Below are 15,732 nucleotides of genomic sequence, written 5' to 3'. Positions count from 1 at the left end.
GTGGCGAAGACTGTGTTCTGAGGCGGAGAAGGGCAGGTCGACGTGATTTCCAAACGAGAACAGAACAAGCGCGATACCAACGACAGGTTGCTCTCGGCTGCTCGAATTCTGTTCTCGGCGCAGGGTTTCGCCAGCACGACCGTCGACGACATCGCCGAGCGAGCCGAGGTGTCGCGAGCCACCTTCTTCAATTACTTCCAGGGCAAGGACTCGGTTCTCGAGGCGCTGCACAGTGATCATCTCGATCAGCTTGCGGCACTGGTGGATCAGCTCATGGAATCGCCGATGCCGACTTCTGATCGGATCTCCCGGATTTTTCAGGACTTTGCGCAGCAAGCGATCATGCATCCGCGCTATCTGCGCATGGTGACTGCAGAACTCGAGCGCGACTTCGCCTCCTCCGGAGCGGGGGCGGCCCACGATCATCGGTTCCACGTGGAACTTCTCCGGATCGTCACTGCCGGTATCGAAGCCGGCGAAGTGAGATCGGACTACCCGCCGCTCTTTCTCGCACAGATGATCGGTGGTACGTACGGAGCGTTGGTCCGCTTCTGGCGGCAAGACGCCGATTACGACGTGGTCGGAGAATTCGATCGCGGAGCCAGGTACGTCGCGGAAGGCATCGCTGCTCGCTGATCAGGGAGTGGGCACTACCAGGGGCAGCATCTGCTGGACGCTCACCGAAAGATAGTTTGCGGCAGTCTGATCGCCGGACAGATGGCGCAGCAGGCTCTGCTGGAACAGGCCGTCGAAGATTGCGTACATCGCCGCCGAGGTGACCGATGCCTCTACGTCGAGAAGCTCGGCGTAGCGAGAAACAATGCGCCAGATCATGTTTTCGAGACTCTCGTCGATCGCGGCGACGTCGGCTCGGAACGACTCCTCGAACATCGACTGCGCGCGCAGGTCGTACCAGAGGCGGTGCATCGTGGGTTCTTCGATCATGGTCTCGGCGAGCAGTGCGCCGAAACCGGTTTTCAGTTCCTCCGGTGTCTTCGCGGTGGCGACGATGCCGTCGTAGCGGGTGACGCAGCGTGCCTTGTAGTGGCGCACGCAGTGGGTGATGAGATCGACCTTGTCGCTGAAGTAGTAGTGCAGGACGCCGTGGGAGAACTCCGAATTCTGGGCGATTTCGCGCAGGCTCGTGCGTGCGTAGCCCAATTCGGCCAGGGTTTGCAGTGCGGCCTCGGCGAGTTGATCACGTCGCTCGGAGAATTTGTCGACCTGGCGACGCGACACCTTGTCTGCGTTGGACCGCTTGGCGGAGTCGGACTGCTGGCCCGGTGAGCTAGGTGCAGCCTTTTTCCCTGCCTCACTAGGCTTCTCGACTGTCGTGGTCACGATGGCACGTCCTGTTCCCTGCGGTTTCCACAGCGGCACGATCACCGCGTCCGAATCAGTGTAACCCCTGGTCTTTGACGAGCGTGTAACAAAATCTTGACAGTCGTCAAGATTTCTCTTGACACTCGTCCAAAGTTGAATACTCTGTGACTCACACCACTTGGCAGCGTCGCTGTGAACGGTGGCATCGCGAGAGTCGTTTCAGTCATGGAGGCAGTCGAAAATGAGCGTGTTTGATCTCGAGGGACGAAAAGCACTGGTCACAGGTGGTGCCAAGGGGCTCGGAGCCGGAATGGCTGAGGCGTTGGCGAAGGCGGGGGCGTCAGTGATGATCGGCGACGTTCTCGAAGACGAGGGTCGTGCCACCGCAGAGGCTGTTGGTTCGGGCGGAGTCAAAACCGGCTTCGTAAAGCTGGACGTCACCGACGATGCCAACTGGGAAGGGGCAGTCGCCGCCACCGCGGAGACTCTCGGCGGCTTCGACATCCTCGTCAACAACGCAGGCATCGAGATTTCCTCGCTGGTGGTCGACCTCGATCCGAACGACATCCGCCGTATGTGTGAGGTCAACATCCTCGGAACAGCGCTCGGAACCAAACACGGACTGCGCAGCATGCGTCCGGGTGGCGTAGCCGGAACCGGCGGTTCCGTCATCAACATCTCTTCAGTGGCCGCAACCATTCCGTTTCCCGGGATCAGTGGATACTCCGCGACCAAGTCCGCGGTCGATCGCTTCACCAGAGTTGCCGCCGCCGAGTCGGGCAAGCTCGGCTACGGAGTCCGCGTCAACTGCATCTACCCGGGTCTTGTCGCCACGGAGATGGGTCTCGGACTCGCGGCGGACATGGAGAAGCTCGGTCTCTGGCCCAGCGCCGAAGCAGCAGTCGGAGACGTCATCGGCCTCACCCCGCTCGGCCGCCTCGGTGAAGTGAACGACATGGCTGACGCCGTTGTGTTCTTGTCCTCCGACGCCGCGCGATTCATCACCGGTATCGGCCTCCCCGTCGACGGTGGCATGGGCATGTAGCTCGCCCTTCATTCGTACGTACACCCTTCTCACGTCTTCGAAAGGTTCCACGAACATGTCCGAAAAGAAGCCCGTCATCGTCTACGGCGTCTCCGGGTACACCGGCCGTCTGGTGTGTGAATACCTGCGCGAGTTCAACATCCCGTTCATCGCAGCCGGCCGCGACGCCGCTCGCATCCAAGAGGTCCTCGACAAGATACCCGGTTTGGACACCGTCGATCACGAAGTCGTCGAGGTCGAGCACACGGTCGAGGCTCTCACCGAATTGTTCACCGGTGCACAGGTTGTCAGCAACATGGTCGGGCCGTTCATCAAGCTCGGCGGGACCGTCGTCGAGGCTGCGTTGAATGCCGGTTGCCACTACATGGACACAACCGGTGAGCAGGACTGGGTACTCGACGTCCAGGAGAAGTTCAGCGACAAGTACCAGGAGAAGGGCCTGCTCCTCTCGCCCGGTATCGCGCAGATGTACACCACCGGTGAGATCGCGGCCAATATCGCACTGGAAACGCCGGGCCTCGATACGCTCGACATCCTCGTGCTGTGGAAGGGATTTCCCACCTACGCGTCCACTCAGACGATCTTCACCATCCTCAAGGCAAACTGGTACTACCTCGAGCAGAACAAGTACGTGCAGTGGGCGCCCGGCCAGACTTTCGACGTCGTCGTTCCGGGCCAGCACGAAACTGCGCTTGCATTGCCGTGGGGCGGAACGTGCCACCCGGTGTGGTTCAAGAACGATCCGCGAGTTTCCAACGTCAAGGCTGCGGGCGGAGTGTTCGACCGCACCGTGATGGAAGGCGTTGTCGCGACGCAGAAGATCGTGGAGGAGCAGATCAAGACCCTGCCCGCCGACGAGCAGGAAGCCGCCTTGGCCGAGATCGCCGGATCGGTTCAGGCCGGTATGCCCCCTCGTGAGAATCCGCGCATCAACACCTCACTCGACTCCGTCTACGCGTCGGGCCCGCTGGGTCGCTCGCACGTCGTGATCCACGGAAACTGTAACTACAAGCAGACGGGCCTCCTGCACGCCTATGCAGCGCATTCTCTGCTCCAGCAGGCGCCGAAGCGGACCGGGCTTGCCTCGGCTTGCCAGGCGTTCGGCCATCGCGAACTGCTCGGCGCGCTACGTAGTTTCGGGCTGGCTCTGGAGCCGGAAGTAACCATCAACGCCTAACTCGTCGCCCTCGTCATCATGTTCACGGCTCCCGGCGTGTAGCGCGCCGGGAGCCCCGCCCTGGAGGCTCCCCATGCGTTTGACCGACTATCTCGACAAGGGAGCCTCTCTTGGTTCCACCGCACCGTGTTTGACGATGGGGGAGCGCACTCTCTCCTACGGCGAGGTGCAACAGTTCAGCCGACGCTTCGCAGCTTCGCTCGCGGCTTCGGGCATCGCGCCGGGCGAAAAGGTCGCGATTCTGTCCGGCAATGATCCGATCTCGTTCTCGTGCGTATTCGGAATAAGCCGGGCCGGCGGCGTCTGGTGCCCGATCAACCCTCGCAACGAAGCTGCGGAAAACCGAGACCTGTTGGATTTGTTCGATTGTCGCGCTCTGTTCTTCCAGAAGTCCTATGCGCCGCTAGTCGACCAGATCAAGGATGCGCTTCCCCAGTTGGTGACGCTCGTCTGCATCGACGGCGAATGGGACTCGGCACAGTCCCTCGAAAGCTGGCTCGGGGAAGAAGAACTCGACGCCGCGGCGCCCGACGACGTCACCATGCTGGTCGGCACCGGTGGTACAACTGGACGGCCAAAGGGAGTGATGTTGACCGGGCACAACATCGAGACGATGACCGCAATCACTTTGATGAGTTATCCGTTCGAGGGGCGCCCGGTGTATCTGGCGCTGGCACCGTTGACTCACGCCGCCGGTGTTCTGTGCTTCCCGATCATGGCCCTCGGCGGCGAAGTGGTGATCATGCCGAAGCCCGATCTCGGGTACTTCCTCGCGAACGTTCAGAAGCACAAGGTGACTCACACCTTCCTGCCGCCGACGCTCATCTACATGCTGCTCGAGCACGAGGCCCTGTCTGCCACGGATCTCAGCTCGCTGCAATGCTTCTGGTACGGAGCGGCGCCGATCTCCCCGACCAGACTCGCGGAGGCGATCGACAAGATCGGCCCGGTCATGGCTCAGCTGTTCGGGCAGAGTGAAGCCCCCATGATGATCTCGACGATGTCACCGAAGGAGCACTTCGGCTCGGACGGCACTGTCGCAACGTCACGACTTTCGTCGGCGGGTCGACCGTCGCCGCTGGTGACCGTCGGGATCATGGATGACAAAGGCGCGCTGCTCGGACGTGGCGAGCGTGGTGAGGTGGTGATTCGCAGTTCGTTGGTGATGGCGGGTTATTACAAGAACCCCGACGCAACCGCGGAAGCGTCAGCCCACGGCTGGCATCACACCGGCGATATCGGGTACCTGGACGACGACAATTTCCTGTTCATCGTCGACCGTGCGAAGGACATGATCATCACCGGCGGTTTCAACGTCTATTCGGTCGAGGTGGAGCAGGCGCTCATGGCGTATCCGGGGATTCAGGACTGCGGAGTGATCGGGTTGCCGGATGACAAGTGGGGCGAACGCGTTGTGGCAGTGGTGCAACCGCACCTCGGCGCCGACATCGACGGCGCCGAGGTGATGGCTTTCGTGAAGGCTCGCATCGGAAGTGTGAAGACTCCGAAGCAAGTCATCGTCTGGGACGATCTACCTCGCTCCAAGGTCGGCAAAGTTCTCAAGAACGAGATCAAGAGCGAGCTGACTGGCTGAATACCCTCGGGACGCCTATGTTTCACCGCACGGAGTGCCTGTCGAAACCGACAGGCACTCCGCTTTCTTGTCACCCCGGCTGGTCGATTGCTCACGAATCGAGTACCGATCATCGGGAATCGTGTCTGTGAAGTTCGAATCGCGACCCGCATCGTCTCTGTGTCAGCCATCACAATGATGTGTTCGAATGAGTACGAGGTGAATCATGCGTCACGAAAGAACAGTCACCGAGCAACTTCCCCTTCCGGCCAGGACCGTCCGGAAGGTCATGCTCCGCTTCATGCCGGTCATCGGATTGGCATACATCGTCCTGTATCTCGACCGATTGAACATCGGCGTTGCAGCATTGACGATGAACAAAGAACTCGGAATATCGGCCTCGATGTTCGGGTTTGCGGCCGGAATCTATTTCTGGAGTTACACGATCTGCGAACCCCCGAGCAACTACATCCTCACAAAGGTCGGTGCGCGGCGCTGGATCACACGAATCATGATCACGTGGGGCGTGGTCACCATCGGAACCGCGTTCGTTCAGGGTGCCAGCGGATTGGTGGCAGCACGATTCCTGTTGGGTATTGCCGAAGCCGGCTTTTCGCCCGGCATGCTGTTCTTCGTCTCGAAGTGGTTCCCGAATCGGGATCGAGGCAAAGCAATGGCGTGGATCGTGACCTTCATCTGTATCTCCGGCCTGGGTACTCCGATCACCACACACCTGATGGCTATCGACGGCTTTCTCGGGCTTTCCGGATGGCGATGGGTTTTCATTCTCACCGGCGTCCCCGCTGTGGTCATGGCGTTTGTGATCTACAAGGTTCTGCGGGACAAGCCTTCGGAGGCGGAGTTCCTCTCCGAGGAAGAACGCGGTTGGCTCACCGATACGCTCGAGTCCGAGGCGCAAGAGCGCGAAGCGGTCGTCGGTAAGCACAGCTTCCTCCAGGGACTCGTGCACCCACGAGTACTGGTGTTGATCTCCGTGTTCATTTGTTTCACCTTCAGCCTCAACGGTTTCCAGATTTGGATGCCGCAGATTTACGCGCAATTCGGGATGAGCACCAATCAGATCGGATGGGTTGCCGCACTACCTGCACTGATTGCGATCGGACCGATGATCTGGTGGACGCGCCATTCGGACCGCGCCGGAGAGCGCCCCGTGCACTTCGCCATCGCCGCATCGGTCGCAGCACTCGGATTTGCTATTGCTGCGCTGTTCTTCACCACACCGGTTGTCGCTATCTTCGGATTCTGCATCGCCGGGATCGGTCTCTACAGTTCGATGAGCATCTTCATCACCATGCCTTCGAGCTTCCTTACCGGCGCTGCCTTGGCGGCAGGTTTCGGTGTCATCAACGGAATGGGTAACCTCGGAGGCTATTTCGGTCCACAGGTCACCGGCTGGATCAAGGACGCGACCAACAGTTTCACACCGGCAATCGGGGTGTACTCCGCGGTGCTGGCGACGGCAGCATTGATCGTGCTGCTGCTCAAGGTGATCACCAGAAAGGCCGACAAGGCCAACGACCAACTGACACTGGATTACCGGGCGGAGCGCGACGCCGGAACCTTGGTTGCACCTGAACAGGCTTGAGCCGAGTCTCGGCCCCGGAAGATTCCCGATCAACGGGAATTCTTCATTCTTCAGGCGAGCATGCGCAGGACATCATCACTTATCAGGATCACAGTCGTCGACCGTGGTTTCGTCGGCAACGAACAAACGAGGACTTCGTGAGTAGATACTTCGGGCCTTTGCGCCAATTGGGTTTTGTGGTCAACGACATCGACAGCGCGCTGAAGCATTGGATCGACGTTGTCGGCGTTGGCCCCTTCTTCTTCGTGGAGGACCAACCGTTGAACGACTTCGTCTTCCGTGGCAAGTCGAGTGCGCCTCGATTCAGTGTGGCGCTCGCGCACAGCGGAAGCGCGCAGATCGAGCTGATTCAACAACACAACGATGAGCCGTCGGCATTTCGCGAGTTCGCCGATCGAGGGCTCGAAGGACTTCAACATGTTGCCTACTGGACAACGGATTTCGATCGATATGTGGAGGAATCCAAGAACCGAGGGCTCGTCGAATTGCAGAGTGGTAGATCCGGTAGTGGCGCACCGGACGAGCGATTCGTGTACTACGAGGACGGCCCGTATCCGGGAACAGTCATCGAAGTCTCGGAGGTCAGCGGAAGGAAGGGCGATCTGTTTCGCGCAGTCGAGGCTGCATCGAAGGAGTGGGACGGGTCGAATCCCATTCGCGACATGAGGAAGGTGCTGTAGTCGTGAGTAGGAAGGTAGCGATCGTCACTGGTGGCGCATCCGGGATCGGCCTGGCAACGTGCAAACGATTCGCCGACTTGGGTTGGCATGTCATCTCTGCCGACCTGTCGCATACATCCGGAGACACTGCGCCGGAACCAGATACACGGACGGTCGGCGTTCGAGTGGATGTCACCGATGAGGGAGACATCCGACGGCTTCGCGACGTCGCCGAAGAGCTGTTCGGTCGTGTCGACACGGTTGTGACCTCGGCGGGAACCGCGGACAACGCGCCGATCCGGCACACCACACCCGATCGATTCAGGCGAACCCTCGAGCTGAACCTCGTTTCCACGTTTGCGGTGGCCAGGGAGTTCGTGGATCTGCTCGCCGCAGATGGCGGCGGATCCGTGGTGACAATTGCCTCGGTTTCCGGCCTACGCGGCAGCGTAGACCGTGCTGCGTATTCCGCATCGAAAGGTGGCGTGGTCGCGTTGACCACACAACTCGCGATCGAGCTCGCCGGCGAGGGGATCCGAGTCAATTGTGTTGCACCGGGTTCGACGCGGACACCGCTTGCAAGTCGGGCCCAGAGCCCTGAAATGCAGAGCGCCATCTTGCAATCGATCCCGTTGAGCCGTTACGCGGAGCCGGCTGAGATTGCCGAAGTCGTGACCTTTGTCGCTGGTCCCGGCGCCGGTTTCGTGACGGGTCAGACGTGGACAGTCGACGGAGGTCAGTCGATGACAGCCGGTTGGAATCTTCCGAAGGAGCGACATGACTCTTGAGACAACGTCCAGTACAACGGAGAAACCGGTAATCATCGGAGTGCACGTCAACGAGAACACCATGCGCGCACCCAATCCCCACATTCCGTGGACGCCCAGCGAAATAGCCGACACTGCCCTCGCTTGTGAGGATGCGGGGGCGTCGTTGATGCATTTTCACGGTCGAGCCGTGGACGGCGGCGTGGATCACTCGGCGGCGACCTACGGAGAGATCGTCGAGCGGGTTCGGGCGGTATCGAATCTGCTGCTTGCGCCGTCGATGGCCAATGTTCCCGGCTACACGATAGACGAGCGGCTGTCGAATCTTGCCCCGAACCAAAGTGATCCGAAACGACGTTCGGACTTCTTGGTCGTCGACATGGGCTGTGCGGCGATGGACTTGATCGATGCGACGACAGGCTTGTTCGCAACCGATTCCAGGGTCTTCGTCAACGACACTCGAACACAGATCGAATTACTCTCGCGCGCTAGTGAATTGGGTCTGGTGCCGTATCAGACGTCATTCAACGTGAGTTGGACGCGCGCGATCTTCGCCCACGCAAGGGTGCGGAATCCGTCGTCACCATTGGTGATCGCTTTCATTCTCGGTGGTGACGAGTTTCCGGCTGCACATCCGGCGACAGCAGCAGGGCTACGTGCGCAACTGGACCTCCTGCCGGCTGATCTTCCAGTGGAGTGGATCGTCTCGGCCTACCGAGGCAATGTTCTTGCAGCAGCGGAGGAGTCGATCAAGCGCGGGGGCCATGTAGCAATCGGTGCCGGTGACTACCACTACGAAGAACTGGGATACCCCTCCACACCTGATCTGGTCGCCGAAGTTGTTTCGATCGCTCGGCGGTACGGGCGTGAACCCGCAACTCCTGATCAGGCACGTCGAATTCTAGGGGTGGATGTCCATGCGAGTAGTTGAAACCGAAGGTGCCGAACCTACTTTGGTTCATTCCTCTAACGGAACGAGAGTGTGGATCATGGATTCGATTGCGTTTGCTTCCTCGGCTCAGGCCGGTGATGTGATCGTGACCGGATCACACGGAGGGACGAGTGCTGGAGAGTACGCCGTCGGGTTCGGGGTTCGTGTTGTGGTGTGCAATGACGCCGGCATAGGGAAGAACAAGGCCGGAATCGCAGGTTTGGCTGCGATCGACGCCCAGAAGATCGTCGGCATTGCAGTCGGACACGAGAGTTCGCGTATTGGAGATGGCAACGACGTGTGGGAGTGCGGCATCGTGACGTATGCCAATCCGACTGCAGTCGCAGCGGGTGTGCGTGTGGGCAGCCGCGTTTCCGAAGAAGTGCTGGCACTGATAGAGAGGAGCGTCGACTGATGTTTCGGAACATTGTCGGTGTGGAGAACGGTAGACAGATTGTCGTCATGGACAGTATGTCGCAGATCGAACGGACGGACCGCGACCGCATCGTCGTTGCGGCATCCAACGGCGGTCAAGAGTCAGGGCGGATGGCGATTGCGACGGGCTGTGCGTTGGCGGTGCTGAACGATGCCGGAATCGGCAAGGACAACGCGGGGATCATCGGAATCGTCCGCATGGGAGATTCGGGACTTGCCGGCGTAGCGGTCAGTCACGACTCTGCCGAGATCAGCAATGGAATGGATATGTGGCACAACGGAACTGTTTCGTATGTCAACGAGCCTGCAGCGGAGGCTGGGATACGGGTCGGTGACAACGTTCGCACGTGTGTGAGTGCGTTTGCGGTTCGCTTCCCTGTCGGCCCAATGTCGGCGTCCGAGAGTTCGTCATGATCGGCCATGTGGTCAACCGGCCCGAGGATGTAGTCCGCGAAGCGCTCGAAGGACTTCAGATCCTGCACCCGGAAATGCTCTCCTACCACCGAGATCCGTTGTTTGTGACTCGCGCGGGTGTCGCCCGAGACAAAGTTGTGTTGGTCTCAGGTGGCGGGGCCGGGCATGAGCCGTTACACGCGGAGTTCGTCGGATCCGGCATGTTGGACGCCGCAGTTCCTGGGTCGGTCTTCGCCAGTCCCACAGCCTTTCAGATCCGCGCTGCGGTCAATGCTGTCGAGACCGGACGGGGTGCACTTCTCATCGTGAAGAACTACACCGGAGACAAACTGAATTTCTCGATCGCGGCCGAGTTACTCGGAACTGAGCGGCAAGTGGAGATCGTGATGGTCGACGACGACCTCGCGACGACGACTGCAGACGAGGGTGGACCTGGACGTCGTGGTACCGCTGCGGTAATTGCCGTGGAGAAGATTTGTGGGGCGGCCGCGGAACGGCACTGGGCGCTTTCCGAGATCGCTGACCTGGGGCGCCGGGTGGTGGCGGCGTCGGCGACGTTGGGTGCAGCTTTCCGCTCGTGCACGGCTCCCGGACAGGATCGTCCGTCCTTCGAACTGGCGCCGGGGGAGATGGAGTTCGGCATCGGAATCCATGGCGAGCGTGGACGTGAGACGCGTCCGACGGTTCCTGCCGCCGAACTCGTGGCGCAGTTGTCGGAGCCGATCCTCGATGCTGTCGGGGTTGAGCGCGGGGACGGTGTGATAGCGATAGTGAATGGGCTAGGGGCAACCCATGGACTCGAATTATCCATTGCCACTGCAGAATTAAAGTCTTTCCTCGAGGATGCCGGTATCGGTTTGGATCGTGTGATTGCAGGTTCTTTCGTCACTGCATTGGATATGCACGGGCTCTCTATCACCCTTCTTCGTTCGACCGAGGAGTTTCTGGATCTCTGGGATGCAACGGTACGCACTCCCGCACTCGCTTGGTAACTCGAATATGCACTACTGAAAAGAGTTTCATGATGACAATGTTGAGCGTCGGGGACACTCGGGCGTGGATCGATCGATTTGCCGATGCCGCCGAAGATCAATTCGATTCCCTCACAGATTTGGACCGGCTTGTCGGAGACGGCGATTTCGGAATGAATCTGCGGACGGGCCTGCGAAGTGCGGTGCAACGACTTCGTTCCGACCCGCCGACCAGTCCTGGTGAAGTGTTCGCCCGTACGTCGGATGCGTTTCTCGACATCGGTGGGACAAGCGGACCACTTCTCGGTCTGTGGTTCGGCCGGATCGGAGCAGTCTCTGGAGTTGAAGTGACCGCAACAGACTTGGCTTCTGCCTTGGGTACGGCGACAGCTGCGGTGCAGCGTCTCGGCAATGCCCAGGTGGGTCACAAGACCATGGTCGACGCCATGGTCCCCGCAACCAGCGCATTGACCGAGGCGGCAGTCAGCGGGGCAACCTTGTCCGCTGCCTTGAACTCTGCGGCCACGGCTGCGAGGCTCGGCGCCGAATCGACTCGCGCGATGCTCGCCCGCCGCGGACGCGCGACCTACGTGGGAGAACACGCCAGGGGCGTCGAGGACCCGGGGGCATCGGCGATTGCCATGTTCTTCGCCGCATCCAGCTACAGGAGCGTTCCGGCATGAGCGATCTGCGAGACAAGGTCATCGTCACAGTTGCCCCGACGGGTGGCTTCCTCACTGTTGCCGACAATCCGTTCATTCCGACTCAGCCTGAGCAGATTGCGGCGGATGTGGCACGCTGCCACAGCGCTGGAGCCAGCGTGGCAGCACTTCATGCTCGACGACCGGACGATCAAGCGACCTGTGATGCCGCAATCTATCGGCAGATGAATACGCTTGTCCGCCAAAGCTGCGACATCGTGATCAACAACTCGACCGGCGGCGGAGTCAACGGTGACATGGTGAGTGTTCGCAGTGACGGTGCGCGCATCGTGGACTGGGACGCGAGGCTCCAGGGCCTGCATGGCGGCGCAGACACATGCACGCTCGATGCCATCACGGCCTATGTGACCTCACCGGTCGGTGAGGTACTGATGGACACGCCGCCCAGTCGTGCCGCCGAACTGGCAGCGTCAATGCGCAAACTAGGAATCAAACCTGAGTGGGAGGCCTTCAGCCCGTCACATCTGCTCCAGGAGATACGTACGTTGACCGAAGGGCAGCCTGGCCCGCACCTCGTCAATCTTGTACTGGGACTTGATCGAACTTTTCAGAATGCGATGCCGTACTCCCCGCAGATCTTGCAGCAGATGGTGGAACACCTACCGGAGAAATCGGTCTTCTCCGTGAGCATCAGCGGGCCAGATCAACTGCGTGGTCTGACTCATGCACTCCTGCTCGGAGGGCACGTGCGTGTGGGAATCGAAGACTATCCGTTTCTCGCGAATGGAGAGCCGGCCGAGAACGTTCGTTTGGTGGAGAACATCATCGACATCGTCCAGCGACTCGGAATGCAGCCTGCAACACCTGGGGAGGCAAGGGCAATCCTTGGTTTGGAGGGTTCGGATGAGTAGAACACCGACGAGTAGAACACTTCGCTCGCAGGATTGGTTCGGAGGCAATGATCTCAATGCATTCATCCACCGCTCGTGGATGAAGAACCAGGGTATCCCTGATCGGATGTTCGACGGCCGACCGGTTATCGGTATCTGTAACACGTATTCCGAGCTCGCGCCGTGCAACGCTCATTTCAGAGATCTGGCCGAGCAGGTGCGACTGGGAGTCATCGAAGCAGGCGGATTTCCAGTTGAGTTTCCGGTGATGTCATTGGGTGAGACGATCATCCGCCCCACCACGATGCTCTATCGGAACCTCGTCAGCATGGATGTGGAGGAGTCGATTCGAGCCAATCCGATCGACGGCGTCGTACTGCTCTGCGGCTGCGACAAAACCACCCCGGCGCTGGTGATGGGCGCAGCCAGTTGTGACCTTCCCACCATTGTCGTATCCGGTGGGCCCATGTTGAACGGCCGCCATCAAGGTAAGACTGTCGGATCTGGAACCTCGGTGTTCGAGATGAGTGAAGCAGTGCGAGCCGGATGCATGAGTGAATGTGAGTTCAGAGCAGCGGAATCGGCTATGTCTCGATCGCCCGGTCACTGCAACACTATGGGCACCGCGTCGACGATGGCGTCGCTTGTCGAGACTTTGGGCCTCACGCTCCCCGGTAACGCTGCGATCCCGGCAGTGGATTCACGGCGACGTGTACTTGCACGCGACAGCGGCGTGAGAATCGTGGAGATGGTGGCCGAGAACCTGACGATGTCTTCGGTCGTCGACCGAAATTCATTCGAGAATGCGATCAAGGTGAACACGGCTATCGGTGGGTCGACCAACGCTGTGGTGCACTTGCTTGCCATCGCCGGAAGGCTGGAAATTCCCCTCGAGCTCAGCGATTTCGGGGAGCAGAGTCGTGACGTTCCCCTGCTGGTCAACCTCATGCCTTCGGGTACCTATTTGATGGAGGATTTCTTCTACGCAGGCGGACTGCCTGCGGTGATCGCCGAGCTCGGAGACATCCTCCATCTGGATGCCGCCACGGTTACCGGAAAGACTCTCGGTGAGAACAACTCCGGCGAAACAATTTGGGACGACGACGTAATTCGTAGCACGGCGGCACCGTTGCTGGAGCAAGCCGGCATAGCGGTATTGACCGGCAATCTCGCGCCGAACGGTGCAGTGATCAAGCCATCTGCGGCGTCGCCGGAGTTGCTCAGCCACGTGGGCCGTGCGGTCGTGTTTCACGGAATGGACGACTTCACGGCGCGCGTCGACTCGCCGGATCTCGACATCGAGGCCGACGACGTCATCGTCCTCACCGGCGCTGGACCGAAGGGGTTTCCGGGTATGCCAGAAGTAGGTAATCTGCCACTCCCTCGAAGGCTGCTCGAGCGGGGTGTACGAGACATGGTCAGGATCTCTGATGCGCGAATGAGCGGAACAGCCTTCGGCACAGTCGTTTTGCACGTTGCGCCCGAAGCGGATGCCGGTGGGCCTCTCGGCGCGGTCAGGGATGGTGATTTGATCGAGTTGGATGTTGCTCGTGGGGTCTTGCGTGTACTCGTCGACGACGACGAGCTGGCCAGGCGTCTCGAGGCGTTGCCGCCACGCGTACAAAAGAGTACGAGTGGGTATCAACGACTGTTCGTGGATCATGTGATGCAGGCCGACCGCGGAGTCGATTTCGATTTCCTGGTGGGCAGGCGTGGAACGGAGGTACACGGTGACAATCACTGAGCGTGTCGGCCGAGTCGTGGTCGTGACCGGTGCAGGGTCGGGACTCGGCCGCGCAATGGCCAGAGGTCTACTCGATGCAGGACACCACGTTGTATTGGCTGGTCGAAACAGCGTGAGCTTGGAAGCGACAGGTGGGGGTCACGAGCGCGCAGTGGTAATTCCCGCTGATGTGTCCTCGCCCGAATCGGTTCACCGGTTGTTCACATCCGTGACTGAGCGTTTCGGCAGACTCGATGTGCTTGTCAACAACGCAGGGACATTCGGGCCGTCGGGGAGTGTGGACGAGATCGATCCTGAAGCGTGGAACGCGACAGTCGCAGCCAATCTCACCGGCGTATTCCTTTGTGCGCGTGAAGCGATTCGTATCATGAAAACACAGGATCCGAGAGGAGGCCGGATCATCAACAACGGGTCGCTCTCCGCTCACACGCCCCGGCCCGACAGTGCCGCCTACACGGCGACCAAACACGGTGTGTCAGGTTTGACGAAGTCGATCTCTCTCGACGGCCGAGAGTTCGACATCTGTTGCAGTCAAATCGACATCGGCAATGCGGCAACTGACATGACAGCCGGAATCGGCCACTCGGCAAGACAAGCTGACGGCACCACCAGGCCCGAGCCGACATTCGATCCTCGTCATGTCGCGAACACCGTTGTGCAACTGATAGATCTACCACTCGACGTGAATGTCCCGACTCTGACGATCATGGCAAACCGGATGCCGTACGTCGGGCGCGGTTGACGGCATCAGCGTCGTTGTAGGACAGGGCGGACGACGGACTGGGCACTCGAGAGATCACGTGAGATGGCGATTGCCGTCGTCCGCACCGCCGCGTCGATACGGGTCAGATTTATTCGGCCTGCCATACCGGAAATGGAGATTGCGCCGAGGACGCCTTCGTCCGGGCCGAATATTGGTGCTGCGGCGCCGACGATTCGGGGAAATGCTTCCTGGCGGTCGAAGGCGACACCACGCTTGCGAACACGATCCAGTTCTCGGTGGAAGAGTTCGGGATCGGTGATGGTGTTCTCGGTGTGTGCTTCGAGGACAGTGGGCATCGTGAAATCCCCAGAGTTGGTGAACGCCAATACTGCTTTGCCGGAACAACTTGCGTGTGCAGGCCACCGACCACCAATTTGCTGCGGAAGGCGTGGTCCGTCGTCGCCACGGAAGACATCAAGGTAAACCACGTCGAAACCGTCCAATACAGCGAGTCCCACGTTGTGTCCCGTTGCTTCACGCAAGGCCGAAAGGTGGCGCCGCGCTGCTTCGCGGAGGTTTCGCTGCCGTGGAACAGATTCGCCGATCTCGAACAGGAGGAGACCCAAGCGGTAATTGGTTCCTTGCCGTTCGAGCAACCCGACTCGGACGAGATCGTCGACCATTCGATACACCGTTGTTTTGGCCATGCCTGTCCGTCGAACAAGCGCTGCTGCGCTGAGAACGCCTGAGCTGTCACGAAAAGTCTTCAGTATCTCGGTGGAACGACCAATTGCGGAAACCTCGCCATCGGCCCGATGAATGGGACTCACCG

General features: G+C 59.9%; 17 protein-coding genes. 15 read left to right on the top strand and 2 right to left on the bottom strand.

From position 1 onward, the window contains the following. The first annotated feature begins 42 nt into the window (after positions 1 to 42). Positions 43 to 636, top strand: a complete 594-nt coding sequence (locus ATN38_RS07985; RefSeq protein ID WP_003940428.1) for a TetR/AcrR family transcriptional regulator — start codon at positions 43 to 45, stop codon at positions 634 to 636. Here ATN38_RS07985 and ATN38_RS07980 read toward each other — a convergent pair whose 3' ends face one another. Continuing rightward, positions 637 to 1,239 (bottom strand): TetR/AcrR family transcriptional regulator, encoded by a 603-nt coding sequence (locus ATN38_RS07980; RefSeq protein WP_030536953.1) that lies wholly within the window; start codon positions 1,237 to 1,239, stop codon positions 637 to 639. A gap of 325 nt (positions 1,240 to 1,564) precedes the next feature. Here ATN38_RS07980 and ATN38_RS07975 point away from each other — a divergent pair, with 325 nt between their 5' ends. The 14 genes from ATN38_RS07975 to ATN38_RS07910 all read left to right on the top strand — a co-directional run bounded on the left by ATN38_RS07975 (position 1,565) and on the right by ATN38_RS07910 (position 14,939). Next, complete coding sequence (locus ATN38_RS07975) at positions 1,565 to 2,368, top strand: SDR family NAD(P)-dependent oxidoreductase (RefSeq protein WP_054826837.1); 804 nt, start codon at positions 1,565 to 1,567, stop codon at positions 2,366 to 2,368. Between the two features lie 55 nt (positions 2,369 to 2,423). Next, a complete protein-coding gene (locus ATN38_RS07970) occupies positions 2,424 to 3,545 on the top strand; it encodes a DUF5938 domain-containing protein (protein WP_003940189.1) in 1,122 nt (373 codons plus the stop codon). A 73-nt stretch (positions 3,546 to 3,618) separates the two neighbouring features. Beyond that, a complete protein-coding gene (locus ATN38_RS07965) occupies positions 3,619 to 5,139 on the top strand; it encodes an AMP-binding protein (protein ID WP_050656845.1) in 1,521 nt (506 codons plus the stop codon). Positions 5,140 to 5,344: 205 nt separating this feature from the next. Further along, positions 5,345 to 6,724 carry an MFS transporter gene (locus ATN38_RS07960; protein WP_007732774.1) on the top strand — a complete coding sequence of 460 codons (1,380 nt, stop codon included), beginning with the start codon at positions 5,345 to 5,347 and terminating at the stop codon, positions 6,722 to 6,724. Between the two features lie 137 nt (positions 6,725 to 6,861). Continuing rightward, entirely contained in the window at positions 6,862 to 7,404 is a 543-nt protein-coding gene (locus ATN38_RS07955; protein WP_042448493.1) for a VOC family protein, read from the top strand. A gap of 2 nt (positions 7,405 to 7,406) precedes the next feature. After that, a complete protein-coding gene (locus ATN38_RS07950) occupies positions 7,407 to 8,171 on the top strand; it encodes an SDR family NAD(P)-dependent oxidoreductase (protein WP_007732770.1) in 765 nt (254 codons plus the stop codon). Beyond that, positions 8,161 to 9,081, top strand: coding sequence for a 3-keto-5-aminohexanoate cleavage protein (locus ATN38_RS07945; RefSeq protein ID WP_218747782.1), 921 nt, complete (start codon positions 8,161 to 8,163; stop codon positions 9,079 to 9,081). Before ATN38_RS07950 ends, ATN38_RS07945 begins: the two co-directional genes overlap by 11 nt. Before the next feature lie 58 nt (positions 9,082 to 9,139). Further along, positions 9,140 to 9,496 (top strand): hypothetical protein, encoded by a 357-nt coding sequence (locus tag ATN38_RS07940; protein WP_007732768.1) that lies wholly within the window; start codon positions 9,140 to 9,142, stop codon positions 9,494 to 9,496. Continuing rightward, on the top strand, positions 9,496 to 9,930 hold the full coding sequence (locus ATN38_RS07935) for a hypothetical protein (protein WP_007732767.1): 435 nt from the start codon (positions 9,496 to 9,498) through the stop codon (positions 9,928 to 9,930). The genes ATN38_RS07940 and ATN38_RS07935 overlap by 1 nt, the downstream gene beginning before the upstream one ends. Next, a complete protein-coding gene (locus tag ATN38_RS07930; RefSeq protein WP_042448479.1) occupies positions 9,927 to 10,922 on the top strand; it encodes a dihydroxyacetone kinase subunit DhaK in 996 nt (331 codons plus the stop codon). The genes ATN38_RS07935 and ATN38_RS07930 overlap by 4 nt, the downstream gene beginning before the upstream one ends. 32 nt (positions 10,923 to 10,954) lie before the next feature. After that, a complete protein-coding gene (gene dhaL, locus ATN38_RS07925; RefSeq protein WP_007732765.1) occupies positions 10,955 to 11,584 on the top strand; it encodes a dihydroxyacetone kinase subunit DhaL in 630 nt (209 codons plus the stop codon). Continuing rightward, the gene (locus ATN38_RS07920) at positions 11,581 to 12,474 is read left to right on the top strand and encodes a 3-keto-5-aminohexanoate cleavage protein (protein WP_007732764.1); all 894 of its coding nucleotides are present in this window, start codon (positions 11,581 to 11,583) and stop codon (positions 12,472 to 12,474) included. Before dhaL ends, ATN38_RS07920 begins: the two co-directional genes overlap by 4 nt. Further along, positions 12,467 to 14,197 carry an IlvD/Edd family dehydratase gene (locus ATN38_RS07915; protein ID WP_042448473.1) on the top strand — a complete coding sequence of 577 codons (1,731 nt, stop codon included), beginning with the start codon at positions 12,467 to 12,469 and terminating at the stop codon, positions 14,195 to 14,197. Before ATN38_RS07920 ends, ATN38_RS07915 begins: the two co-directional genes overlap by 8 nt. Further along, entirely contained in the window at positions 14,184 to 14,939 is a 756-nt protein-coding gene (locus ATN38_RS07910) for an SDR family oxidoreductase (RefSeq protein ID WP_007732761.1), read from the top strand. The genes ATN38_RS07915 and ATN38_RS07910 overlap by 14 nt, the downstream gene beginning before the upstream one ends. A 5-nt stretch (positions 14,940 to 14,944) precedes the next feature. Here the strand turns inward: ATN38_RS07910 and ATN38_RS07905 are convergent, their stop codons facing one another. Then, positions 14,945 to 15,730, bottom strand: a complete 786-nt coding sequence (locus tag ATN38_RS07905; RefSeq protein ID WP_007732760.1) for an IclR family transcriptional regulator — start codon at positions 15,728 to 15,730, stop codon at positions 14,945 to 14,947. Positions 15,731 to 15,732: the final 2 nt, after the last annotated feature.

Origin of the sequence: Rhodococcus sp. FH8, from assembly GCF_019266085.1 — a bacterium.
Taxonomy (GTDB): domain Bacteria; phylum Actinomycetota; class Actinomycetes; order Mycobacteriales; family Mycobacteriaceae; genus Rhodococcus_F; species Rhodococcus_F qingshengii.
Note: the sequence above shows the minus strand (reverse complement) of the source record. Positions and strands in the feature narration are given on the sequence as shown.

Coding starts and splice junctions, on each gene's coding strand:
- ATN38_RS07945 (WP_218747782.1), top strand. CDS start 8,161: ATGACTCTTGAGACAACGTCCAGTACAACGGAGAAACCGGTAATCATC.
- ATN38_RS07915 (WP_042448473.1), top strand. CDS start 12,467: ATGAGTAGAACACCGACGAGTAGAACACTTCGCTCGCAGGATTGGTTC.
- ATN38_RS07920 (WP_007732764.1), top strand. CDS start 11,581: ATGAGCGATCTGCGAGACAAGGTCATCGTCACAGTTGCCCCGACGGGT.
- ATN38_RS07965 (WP_050656845.1), top strand. CDS start 3,619: ATGCGTTTGACCGACTATCTCGACAAGGGAGCCTCTCTTGGTTCCACC.
- ATN38_RS07970 (WP_003940189.1), top strand. CDS start 2,424: ATGTCCGAAAAGAAGCCCGTCATCGTCTACGGCGTCTCCGGGTACACC.
- ATN38_RS07940 (WP_007732768.1), top strand. CDS start 9,140: ATGGATTCGATTGCGTTTGCTTCCTCGGCTCAGGCCGGTGATGTGATC.
- ATN38_RS07960 (WP_007732774.1), top strand. CDS start 5,345: ATGCGTCACGAAAGAACAGTCACCGAGCAACTTCCCCTTCCGGCCAGG.
- ATN38_RS07975 (WP_054826837.1), top strand. CDS start 1,565: ATGAGCGTGTTTGATCTCGAGGGACGAAAAGCACTGGTCACAGGTGGT.
- dhaL (WP_007732765.1), top strand. CDS start 10,955: ATGACAATGTTGAGCGTCGGGGACACTCGGGCGTGGATCGATCGATTT.
- ATN38_RS07935 (WP_007732767.1), top strand. CDS start 9,496: ATGTTTCGGAACATTGTCGGTGTGGAGAACGGTAGACAGATTGTCGTC.
- ATN38_RS07930 (WP_042448479.1), top strand. CDS start 9,927: ATGATCGGCCATGTGGTCAACCGGCCCGAGGATGTAGTCCGCGAAGCG.